Below are 10,917 nucleotides of genomic sequence, written 5' to 3' on the forward strand. Positions count from 1 at the left end.
TGCGTGACTATGCCTTCGATGACAGCCAGGAGCTTACGGAAGTGTTTGCCCCTAACGAACGCTCGGTCACCCGTGCGAAGGCCGCATTTGAAAAGAAAATACAGGCACGCGTGGCACCGAAGATCGCCCGTAATAAAGAGCTGAATAAGGACATCACTAAGATTTATTTCAATGGTGGCAAAAAGAAAAAACTGCGCGCTTTTGATTTCGTCGGGACGTTGACGAGTATCAAAGATGTCTCAGCCGAAGATATCGGGATTATCACGATTCAGGAAAATGTCACCTATATTGAAATATTGAACGGTAAAGGACCCTATGTCATTTCCGAAATGCAAGACCGTACGATTAAAGGCAAAACGTTGAAAGTCCGTAAAGCACACAAGTAAATAGAAGAGTAATTTGATACTTGAGACTATCCCATGAGGGAATAACAAAATAACAGAACCTATCCATTCAAAAAAGGATAATTCAACTTCTGTTCTCAAATTGTAAAGAAAGATAACTAGGACTAAGTAAATAGTACCCTCCATAAGTTAAAATGTTCATTCTAGCTTATAGAGGGTACTATTATTATCCCGGTGGTAGAATATCTTGATCTTGTTGATCTTACTTTAAATTTCAAGTATTTAATTGTATCAAAATACAGTATAATGTACGAAAGTCCTCGAACGTTTAATAGGGATCAGGTATTGGGGGAAATCAAAAATGATTAAAATTATGGCTGATTCAACGTGTGATTTATCGCAAGAAATCGTGGAACGATATAAGATTGGACTTGCACCTTTAAACATTGAAATTGAAGGCGTTAACTATCGCGATAAAATGGATATTACTTCGGATCAATTTTTTGAACGATTACCTGAGATGGAAGAGTTACCTAAGACGGGAGCACCTAGTCCAGAAGCCTACTTAACAATTATTGAAGAAGCGATGGCAGAAGGCTATACTGAATTTTTATGTGTTTGTATGTCGAGTGGAACGAGTGCCTCTTACCAGTCTGCAGAAATCGCAAGGAATTCATTTTATGACAAACATGAAGAAACAGAAGTGAAAATTCATGTCGTAGATTCTTTGTCAATGAGTCATGGGAGCGGATGGTTAATACTGAAATCTGCACAATTACTTGAAGAAGGATATACATTTGAAGAATTAGTTGCTTTCAGTGAAACACATAAAAAACGAGTGAAACACTTTTTATGTGTGGATGATTTACACAATTTAACTAAAAGTGGACGTATTTCAAATACGGGTGCATTTATTGGAAGTTTGTTACACGTAAAACCAATTATGACTATGAAAGATACGAAGGGTGTAATCGTTGCTAAAGTAAGAGGCACCAATAAAGCGCTGAAATATTATGTGAAAGAATTTCAGAAACGATATGACCCTGAGTGGACCAATTTCATTATTATTGGGTATTCGAATGAAAAGAGCATCGCAAATGAACTTAAAGAAAGAATCAAGCTGAAAACAGATTTCTCAGGAATCATTTATATCATGCAGATGGGCGTTGCTGTGGGGACACATGTAGGTTTAGGTGGCGTATCACTGTTCTTTATGGAAAAAGAAAATATGTAAATCAATGTGAGCCCTTCAGGATAATTCCTGGAGGCTTTTTTCTTCTCTTGAGCGACGATAAGGGCATCAATTCGGGTGAGTATTTTTCGATTGTTTGGATTTAGAAATGGAGCAGAGTATACTAAGAAGAAGCAAACGAAAAAGAGAATTGAATAATGAGGTTTTAAAAATATAAAAATGGATTTCAACTGTTTGGATCAGTTAACGTATCTTACCTATTTGGTGTAGTGAGAGAGGATGGATACATATACATGAGGAGGAGAAAAAGTGATAGTCAATCTCGAAGAGTTTTTAAAAGAACATGCTATTTATTTTGAATTGTATGATCATGATCCCATCTATACGAATGAAGATGCTGTGATCATGAAAAAAGAAAAAGGGTTTACGGGTACAGAAACCAAAGCACTCTTTCTGAAAGGGAAATCCGGACAATACTATTCATTCGTGACCTTCACGACGAAAAGCACCGATTTCAAACGCTTGAAGCAAGTTGCAGGGGAGAAAGTGTCCATTGTAAAACCGGATGAAATGGAGGAAGTCACCGGTCAGAAACCAGGGGCCGTAACGCCTTTGGGCTATGAAGAGTCCATTCCGATGATAGTAGATGAGGAGTTGTTTGAACAAGAAAAACTTGTTTTTGCTCCTGCCAGACCGGATCAAACCATGGTCATCCGGGCTGAAGATTTGAAAAAAATCATCGGCTTACTCGGAAATGAGTTATTTATTTACAGTGAAAATTAATAGTGAGGAGTTATTCTGATGCACATCCATCCAATCAAATCGCTTTCTGATAATTATATCTGGATCATTGAAGAAGGAACGGAAGCAGTGGTGGTCGATCCGGGCGAAGCTGAAGGCGTGATAGCTTACTTGGAGGAACAACAGCTGCATCTAGCCGCCATTCTTTTGACCCATAATCACGACGACCATATCGGCGGGGTGAAAGAAATTTCAGCGAACTATCCTAATGTCCCAATCTATGGACCGAAAGAAACCGAGCCCCTAGCTAAGCTCGTCATCCAGGATGGGGATTCCTTTGAACTGCTGGGTCGAACCTTTCAAGTCTTCAAAACGGCCGGCCATACCCATGGGCACATCAGTTTCTTAATGGGGGAAGCACTTTTCTGTGGGGACGCCTTGTTCTCAGCCGGTTGCGGACGAGTCTTTACAAAAGATTACCAAGCTCAATATGCTGCCTTGCAGAAATTCAAAGACTTGAACGATGACGTACACGTCTATGCAGCTCATGAGTATACGCAGACCAATCTGCGCTTTGCACATTCTCTGCAGCCGGCCAACAAGGTGATTTCTGAAGCCCTGGACCAAGTCGACCAGTTGCGTGCAGAAGGACGTCCAACCTTGCCATCTATGATCGGAAAGGAAAAGAGCATCAACCTATTCCTTCAGGCTGAGACGTTGGAAGAGTTTATTCGCCTGCGAAAGGCCCGCGATAATTTCCAGTGACAGGATCGGAGTTATTTCCAAGCTGTGAAGGGAAGAAAGAATATGAAACGAATTTTAAATGAAGAGTTGATATTTGAAATATTATCAGTGGTCGAGGAGATTCCTAAGGGGGAAGTAGCCACATACGGTCAGATCGCCAGGTTGATCGGCAGAGAAAGAAATTCCCGACTGGTAGGCAGAGTGTTGAGCATGTCGGAATTTTACGGCGATTATCCTTGTCACAGAGTGGTGAATCATGCCGGCCGATTGGCACCAGGCTGGAGAGAACAGAGACAGCTGCTGGAGGACGAAGATGTGCCAATGAAGGATGAAAACCATGCTGATATAAAAAGCTGTCAATGGGAATACTGAGTATGCTTTAAAGGTATGCGGGAGGTATAAAGTAAAAAAACGCAACAAAAAAGGATATGGCTCTATAGCCATATCCTTTTTTCTATTTACTGCGACACCAAACTAGATTAAAATTCCAGTGCTTTTAATTCTTCTAAAGAAACTTCTTGATCAACATAGTTATCAACCATGAAGCCACTTAGATTTGAAAACTCTTTATAAAAGATGTCGTACGCCGTCAGTTCAGAATTGAAGTTATCTTCATTTAATTTTTGGATCAGTTCTTTCGTTTTGGCCTGAGTGTCGCTGTCAAGTTCCCAACTATCAGGTCTCAGACGGCCAACTTCATCATACTCAGCTTTGTCACCATAAATCATTTCTCGATAGATACGGTCCATATGCATGATCGGTGTTTCGTGCGTGCCTTTTTCGTCCATTACTTTGTAAAGACCGATACAATAAACAGGGAAGAACGGAATGACCGAACTGGCTTTGGTGGTCACTGCTGTGGCCACAACGATCTGGGCTTTGCCGTTGATGTCAGTTAGTAACTCATTGATGTTATCTGCCTTGTCATCACAATCTGCTTTCGCACGGCCAAGGGTACCATGACCATAATAAGGCTGGTTAAGTTCTGTCCCTAAATAAGAATAATTAGTCGTCAGAACGCCATCAGCCAACACATCTGCTTCTTTTAAGGCTTTCATCCACAGTTCCCAGTCTTCGCCACCCATCACTTTGATTGTATCGGCGATTTCCTGGTCAGTTGCGGGGTCCAGCGTTTCGGTGTAGTAAGTCTGTTTTTGCATATTGATGTTAGGGCCAACCACGGGCTCTTCAATGGCTTTGATTGAGGAATAGTAGGTCTCGCCAGTATCAGGATCTGTCCGTCTACCACTTGCCAGGCTATAAACGACTAGATCTATCTTGCCTCCAAAATCGTTCTTTATATAATCGATGACCTCTTGCTTGGTTTCATGGCTAAAGGCATCCTGTACAAAATTTTTGGCAGTCAGGCCTTCTTTTTCAGCTGCTTCACGAAAAGCGATATTATTGTACCAGCCAGCCGTACCCAGAGATTTTTCGCTCTTTGGTCCCTTCTCATAGGAAATGCCAATGGTATCTGCACCCGCACCGAAAGCTAGGCTAACTCGGGTGGCCAGTCCGTAGCTGGATGACGCACCAATGATCAATACCTTTTTTGGCCCTTCATAAGTCCCTTTACTTTTCACATAGTCGATTTGATTCAATACTGCCTGTTTGCATCCAAGCGGATTGACACCGAGGGCCACATTGCCGCGTATATTTTGTTTGAATTTCACCATGATCAGTTCTCCTCCATTAATAAATAGTCATAGGGATATAATATCAGAAAAAGTTTCTCAGGAGAAATTACTTGCTGAAATTCCAAGTTCAAGGCGGTCACCTGTGTCTACCGGTTGATGGGCTAAACTGAACGACGGGTAGACGAAGCAGTGTGAGCTCTTAAGAACGAGCGGAGCTTTTACCAATAGTTAAGTCGTCAAGAAACGCTTGCAAGGTGAAATCGTTGATACATTGCTAGGATGGTGCTAATATGATGTTAATTGTAGAACATATTATCGAAGGAGGAAGGATATAATGAAGGCGCTTTCGTTTGTTGGTATAGATAAAAAAGATGTTGTCGAAAAGGAGAAGCCGAAGATCGAGAAGAGCACGGATGCTGTCGTAAAACTTGTCAAGACGACTATTTGTGGCACGGATCTACACATTTTGGCAGGTCATACTCCAGAAGTACCAGAGGGGTTAACTATCGGACATGAAGGAATTGGAATTGTTGAGGAAGTTGGCAGTGGGGTCTCAAACTTTAAGGTCGGAGACAAAGTTTTGATTTCATGTATCACTTCATGTGGCAAGTGTCACTATTGTAAGAAAGGACTCTATGCTCATTGTGAAGACGGTGGATGGATCTTAGGGCATTTGATAGACGGCACTCAAGCAGAGTATGTAAGAACGCCTCATGCAGACAATAGTCTTCATCATGTCCCTGAGAAGATGGATGAGGACAGCTTGGTCATGCTCAGCGATATTCTTCCGACAGGATTGGAAATCGGTGTCATAGCCGGACAAGTTGAACCTGGTTGTACGGTGGCTATCATCGGAGCCGGTCCAATCGGAATGTCAGCACTTTTAACGGCGCAATTTTATTCGCCGGCAAAAATAATAATGGTTGATATAGATGATAACCGTTTAGAAATGTCGAAAAAATTCGGGGCTACGCATACCATCAATTCCAAAAATCAAGAGGAAGCCATCAAGCAGATATTTGAACTGACGGATGACTTAGGTGTAGATGTTGCGATGGAAGCTGTAGGGTACCCTCAAACGTTTGACATATGTCAAAAGATCATAGCACCTGGTGGAAGAATAGCCAATATCGGCGTACATGGCAAAAGTGTCGAATTGCATTTAGAAGATTTATGGATCAAGAATATCAGTATTTCAGCCGGATTAGTCAGTACAAATACAACGCCTATGTTACTGAAAACAGTGGAGTCAGGCAAAATCACTCCGAATGAGCTGGTAACACATCATTATCACTTCAGTGACATATTAGAGGCTTATAAAACTTTCGAGAATGCCTCTGAAAATAAAGCGCTGAAATTGATCATTGATTTTGAATGAAAAAGTAGCTTTGGAAGTAAAAACAATTAGCAATCAATAATTTTTTTCTAATTGACCAATATGGATCAACTGGGGAGAATAGATAGTCAATTAGTTTTCCTTGATCTAAGAGAATCATCATAGAGCGCGGGAACAAGCATTGGTGCTTTGCTAATGCTTGTTTTTTCATCTTAACTTACTACTGTGAACTGTATCAAAAGTCGCTAAAATTTTTATTATATAATCTTTTTTACTAGATAAGGCCATCTATTTAGAGTTGAAAGGAGGTAACTATATGAGTTTTGCCGGATCAGGATCAGTTATTATAGCAGCGATTTTATGGGGACTTTCCGGAGGGGTAGGTGGTTTTTTAATAGGTAAAGGGTTGGATCCCCTAGTTATTTCCTTTTACCGGGGAGCAGTGGGGCTACTTTGTGTTCTTATCTGGGTCGTGTTCCAGCCGACCCGGTGGAACAGGAAGATGCTCTTATGGTCTATCGTTGCAGGTATTGGCGTAGCAGGAAATTTCATGTTTTATTTCATCAGTATTTCGGAGGCAAGCGTTGCCGTAGCGGCAACACTGATGTACACTGCTCCCATTTTTGTTCTGCTTATATCCTTTATATTTCGTCTTGAAAAAGCATCATTATATAAGTGGCTGACTATTGGTTTTGTTATGGCCGGAGTGGTATTATTGACAGAGATTTACAATACTGACCTTGAAAGCATCACGATACTTGGACTTGCTACAGGCTTGAGCGCAGGATTATCCTATGCATTGTTCATCTTTGGTTTTAAAAATGCATCTCGACACGGAGAGCCACAAGGGATTTTAACGATGGCCTTCCTTACCTTTACTCTAGTGACGCTATTCTTCATCGATCATGATGCAGCCATTTCGATCTTTTACTCAGCTGACTTATTCTGGATGATTCTTTTAGGCGTTTTCGGAGCAGGTCTGTCATTTTTCTTATATGTAGTTGCTTTGAAACGAACACCACCGACGGTAGCTTCTGTCATTGCAATGGTGGAACCTGTTACTGCCTCCCTTTTTGGAGTAATGGTTTTGAACGAACGGCTTACTGTGAACCAGCTTTTTGGTATGGGGATCATCCTGGCGACGGTTACCCTCTTAAGTGTGAAGCAGAGCTGAAAGTATCGCTAAGAGTCACTGGAAATACAGTTATGAGGTAAACTAAATTCTCATCCAGTAAACATTTTATGGTAAAATTAAAACTTAAAAAGAGCACTATTTTTGATTTTGTTACACATTCTAATAAACACGAAAGGAATTATATAGTTGAAGCGTGGACGATTGATCACATTTTTTATTACCATCAATATTATTCTCTTTTACGGATGGAAAGTGCTGTTCGGAGAAAATTTACGGATCGGAGCCATAGGCATTAATGTTCTTCAAACAGCCAGTTTGATTTTCTTTGTGACATATATACATAGAGCCTACAGGCGAACGACGAGTAAACAAAAGAAATTCTGGTTGCTGTTAACTATTGGAGGGGTATTTTACTTAACAGCTAACATAGTATGGTTCTTTTTTCTTTTAGAAAATAAAATGCTGTATTCCAATATTGCAAGTTCCTTTTGGTTGATCGCGTATGTGCTGTTTTTATCTTCCCTTGTTTATTGGATAAGGTGGGCTGATCCCAGCACATTCAAAAAAGTCTATCTTTTCAACATTGTTGTATTCATGATCACAGCCGCTTCCGTCAGCATTCATTATTTGATCGAACCTATTTTAGCCCTTTCAGATCATTCTTTATGGAATACAATGATCACCATGGCGTATCCGATCGTAGATATCAGTCTAATGTTTGTTCTCATTATTTTGTATTATCTTATTTTTAAAAACAAAGAAAAGACCGTCATGCTACTAGTTGTAACGGGATTTTCTCTACATGTCATAGCGGATTCTTATTCTGTCTATCTTAATATTACAGGAAATTATTCCCAAGGGACCCCCGCTGATCTGTTATGGATAATCAGTATTTGGCTGATAGGAGCTGCAGGGCTTTATGTAAAAGAAGGTAGAGAAGAACCTATCTGGAAGATAGAAAAAACATTTGAAACATTTGAAAATATTCTTCCTTATGCCAGCACGATCGTACTTATTATTATGGTCATTCAAAGCTATCAATGGCAATTAAACATGTTAAGTATAGGTTTATTTGTCATTATTTTCATGATCATTGCACGTCAATTATATATCGTGAAAGAAAACGATAAACTGATAGATGAATTTAAACACCTAGCGTACCATGATCCATTAACCGGCTTGAAAAACCGAGTGAACTTTGAGGAACATCTGGGTCATGAGATGAAAGAGCGCAGAGAAAGTAGCACAGCTTTATTATTGATCGATCTGGATCGATTTAAAGTCATCAACGACACACTGGGCCATCAAGCTGGAGACTTTATATTAAAGAAAATTTCAAAGTATCTACAACAAGTCCTGGCAGCTGATACGCAAGTATTTAGACTAGGCGGAGATGAATTTGCCATTACCCTAACTAACGCAACTGAAGAAAAATGTATACAGGTTATAGAAACAGTACTGGACAAATTCCAGAAACCGTTCTCGATACATGGCCATGAGATTATAGTTACGGCAAGTGTCGGGATCAGTCTGTTTCCTCTACACGCTCGCACGTATGAAGAATTGTTCAAGTATGCGGATGCGGCCATGTATCTCGCCAAAGAAGGCGGGAAAAATGGGTATAGGTTTTATGATGATGACCTTAATCAGATCATGGCTCGAAGAATGAGGATAGAAAGTGATCTGAGAAAGGCGCTTGAAGAAAAACAGTTCAAAGTTTACTATCAGCCTAAAGTAGAACTGAAAACGAAGAAAATCGTGGGCATGGAAGCACTATTACGGTGGAAACATCCGGAACTGGGTTGGGTCTCTCCAGCCGAGTTTATCCCGATTGCCGAGGAAACAGGTCAGATCGTGTCGATCGGAGAATGGGTTTTAACTAAGGCCTGTATACAGAATAAAATATGGCAGGAAAAAGGTCTGCCGCTAGTAAGTGTCTCTGTCAACGTTTCGGTGCGACAATTTCAACAAGGGAAGTTTTTATCTGTTGTCGAAAAAGCATTACGTGAATCAGGATTGCAACCTCAGTTTCTGGAAATAGAAGTGACTGAAAGTATCATGCAAAATACAAGTGATAGTGTAGAAATTTTAACGAGCTTAAGAAATAAAGGCATTAAAATAGCCATTGATGATTTTGGAAAAGGCTATTCGTCACTACACATGATCCGACAATTACCCATTGACACGATTAAATTGGATAAATCTTTTATTGATGATATCGATGATGAAAAGCAGCTGGCCATGGTCAAAACCATTATCCATTTAGGCATTGATTTAAACTTAAATGTGGTCGCAGAAGGAATAGAGCGCGAGTATCAATTAAACAAGTTGATTGAGGGTCATTGTCATATCGGACAAGGGTTTCTTTTCTCAAAAGCAGTGAAAGCAGAAAAGATGGAAAATATTCTAAAGGATAATAATGGTGTATATTTGAAAAAGATGATTCAGGTTGATTAAAAAGAGAAATTCTATTTACGTCGCCAAGACATACGGAAGTAGTTAGCAATGACACGTCAGTCAGCTTTTTTCTGGTCCAAAATTCTTTTTGAAGGCTATAAAGAAAGAAGGTCAAACCATGGATTATACGATCACCCATTTACCGAAGGAGAACTGGAAAGGTACGATCATCCCGATCCAATACAGCACGGATCAGTATTATGATGTAACTGTAGAGAAACGTCAAACGGGATACCGTATCGAGATAGAGAAGAAAGCTTTTGAGGAAACAGTGACTCGCAGTGTAGAAGACGACGACTCACCGGACAGATTATACGAAGATCACTGGGAAGATCCGTTTGCATGGGGGTTCATTATTGACGGAGAGCTAGTGGGTGCGATCGAAACAGATCCGGAATCGTGGTCGAATCGTTTACGGATCACAGTGATTTGGGTGGCAGATGACCACCAGAAGCAGGGGCTAGGGCATGCGTTGCTTGATGTAGCCAAAGAACAAGCAAGACTTGAACGGCGACGAGCCATCATACTGGAAACCCAGTCATCCAATGTCAATGCGATCGAATTCTATCAGCACGAAGGATTTGGTTTGATTGGTCTGGATACCTGCAGCTATGGTAACGATGATTTACAAAGAAAAGAAGTGAGACTGGAATTTGGATGGTTTCCAGAAAAAAAACAGAAAGTAACACGTGAAGAGCTAGCTATTCGCATGGAGACAAAAGACGATCATTACGAAGTCGAGTTAATGGCTCAGCATGCTTTCTGGAACAAGTATCAACCGGGGTGCGAGGAACATTATCTGGTCCATTTATTACGGCAGGATAAAGACTATCTCCCAGAGTTAAGCCGGATAGCAGTAAAAGATGGAGAAGTCATCGGGTGCATCATGTATTCCAAAGCACAGGTCGTTGATGGAGATGTCTCACATGATGTGCTGACGTTCGGTCCTCTTTGTGTCGAACCGAAATGGCAGGGATGTGGTGTCGGTGAATTGTTATTGAAAGAGACCATGGACCTGGCAAGGGAAGCGGGATACAGAGGCATTGTCATTTTTGGAGAACCTGATTATTATCCGCGGTTAGGGTTTGAAACATGTGACAAATTTGGAATCACAACAGCAGGCGGTAAAAATTTTGAAGCATTCATGGGCATAGAATTAACAGAAAACAGCCTAAAAGATGTAAAAGGAAAATTTTATGTTTCATCTGTTTTTGAAAATATTCCGGAAGAAAAAGTGGAAGCATATAATAAGAAATTCCCGCCTTTACAAAAATTAAAGTTCCCCGGACAGTGGGAGTAAGATTGTGGATGGAAGCATGTAAAAAATAAAA

The 10,917-nt window shown here is 40.5% G+C and carries 10 protein-coding genes; 9 read left to right on the forward strand and 1 reads right to left on the reverse strand.

The window, feature by feature from the left end; all coding sequences use genetic code 11:
- The 5 genes from R6U02_RS09735 to R6U02_RS09755 all read left to right on the forward strand — a co-directional run.
- The coding region (locus tag R6U02_RS09735; protein WP_410263420.1) for a DbpA RNA binding domain-containing protein at positions 1-386 on the forward strand (386 nt) is incomplete at its 5' end.
- Positions 387-705: 319 nt separating this feature from the next.
- On the forward strand, positions 706-1,578 hold the full coding sequence (locus R6U02_RS09740) for a DegV family protein (RefSeq protein WP_410263421.1): 873 nt from the start codon (positions 706-708) through the stop codon (positions 1,576-1,578).
- Between the two features lie 270 nt (positions 1,579-1,848).
- Positions 1,849-2,319: a YbaK/EbsC family protein gene (locus tag R6U02_RS09745; RefSeq protein WP_410263429.1), complete on the forward strand. Its 471-nt coding sequence runs from the start codon at positions 1,849-1,851 to the stop codon at positions 2,317-2,319.
- 18 nt (positions 2,320-2,337) lie between these two features.
- Positions 2,338-3,042 carry a hydroxyacylglutathione hydrolase gene (gene gloB, locus R6U02_RS09750; protein WP_410263422.1) on the forward strand — a complete coding sequence of 235 codons (705 nt, stop codon included), beginning with the start codon at positions 2,338-2,340 and terminating at the stop codon, positions 3,040-3,042.
- Between the two features lie 42 nt (positions 3,043-3,084).
- Positions 3,085-3,393 (forward strand): MGMT family protein, encoded by a 309-nt coding sequence (locus R6U02_RS09755; RefSeq protein WP_410263423.1) that lies wholly within the window; start codon positions 3,085-3,087, stop codon positions 3,391-3,393.
- Positions 3,394-3,500: 107 nt separating this feature from the next.
- On the opposite strand, the gene fabV is transcribed toward R6U02_RS09755, so the two are convergent.
- On the reverse strand, positions 3,501-4,697 hold the full coding sequence (fabV, locus tag R6U02_RS09760; protein WP_410263424.1) for an enoyl-ACP reductase FabV: 1,197 nt from the start codon (positions 4,695-4,697) through the stop codon (positions 3,501-3,503).
- Positions 4,698-4,992: 295 nt separating this feature from the next.
- Here fabV and R6U02_RS09765 point away from each other — a divergent pair, with 295 nt between their 5' ends.
- The 4 genes from R6U02_RS09765 to R6U02_RS09780 all read left to right on the forward strand — a co-directional run bounded on the left by R6U02_RS09765 (position 4,993) and on the right by R6U02_RS09780 (position 10,886).
- Entirely contained in the window at positions 4,993-6,036 is a 1,044-nt protein-coding gene (locus R6U02_RS09765; protein WP_410263425.1) for a zinc-dependent alcohol dehydrogenase family protein, read from the forward strand.
- Between the two features lie 274 nt (positions 6,037-6,310).
- Positions 6,311-7,168, forward strand: a complete 858-nt coding sequence (locus R6U02_RS09770; protein WP_410263426.1) for an EamA family transporter — start codon at positions 6,311-6,313, stop codon at positions 7,166-7,168.
- 162 nt (positions 7,169-7,330) lie between these two features.
- On the forward strand, positions 7,331-9,586 hold the full coding sequence (locus R6U02_RS09775) for a DUF4084 domain-containing protein (protein WP_410263427.1): 2,256 nt from the start codon (positions 7,331-7,333) through the stop codon (positions 9,584-9,586).
- A 118-nt stretch (positions 9,587-9,704) separates the two neighbouring features.
- Positions 9,705-10,886 (forward strand): GNAT family N-acetyltransferase, encoded by a 1,182-nt coding sequence (locus R6U02_RS09780; protein ID WP_410263428.1) that lies wholly within the window; start codon positions 9,705-9,707, stop codon positions 10,884-10,886.
- The last annotated feature ends 31 nt before the right edge of the window (positions 10,887-10,917 follow it).

The organism is Alkalibacterium sp. (assembly GCF_046484155.1).
In the GTDB taxonomy this organism is placed as follows: Bacteria; Bacillota; Bacilli; order Lactobacillales; family Carnobacteriaceae_A; genus Alkalibacterium.

Bases quoted from the DNA above. Each gene is read 5' to 3' on its own strand.
- R6U02_RS09780 (WP_410263428.1), top strand. From the start codon at position 9,705: ATGGATTATACGATCACCCATTTACCGAAGGAGAACTGGAAAGGTACG.
- R6U02_RS09765 (WP_410263425.1), top strand. From the start codon at position 4,993: ATGAAGGCGCTTTCGTTTGTTGGTATAGATAAAAAAGATGTTGTCGAA.
- R6U02_RS09755 (WP_410263423.1), top strand. From the start codon at position 3,085: ATGAAACGAATTTTAAATGAAGAGTTGATATTTGAAATATTATCAGTG.
- R6U02_RS09770 (WP_410263426.1), top strand. From the start codon at position 6,311: ATGAGTTTTGCCGGATCAGGATCAGTTATTATAGCAGCGATTTTATGG.
- R6U02_RS09740 (WP_410263421.1), top strand. From the start codon at position 706: ATGATTAAAATTATGGCTGATTCAACGTGTGATTTATCGCAAGAAATC.
- gloB (WP_410263422.1), top strand. From the start codon at position 2,338: ATGCACATCCATCCAATCAAATCGCTTTCTGATAATTATATCTGGATC.
- fabV (WP_410263424.1), bottom strand. From the start codon at position 4,697: ATGGTGAAATTCAAACAAAATATACGCGGCAATGTGGCCCTCGGTGTC.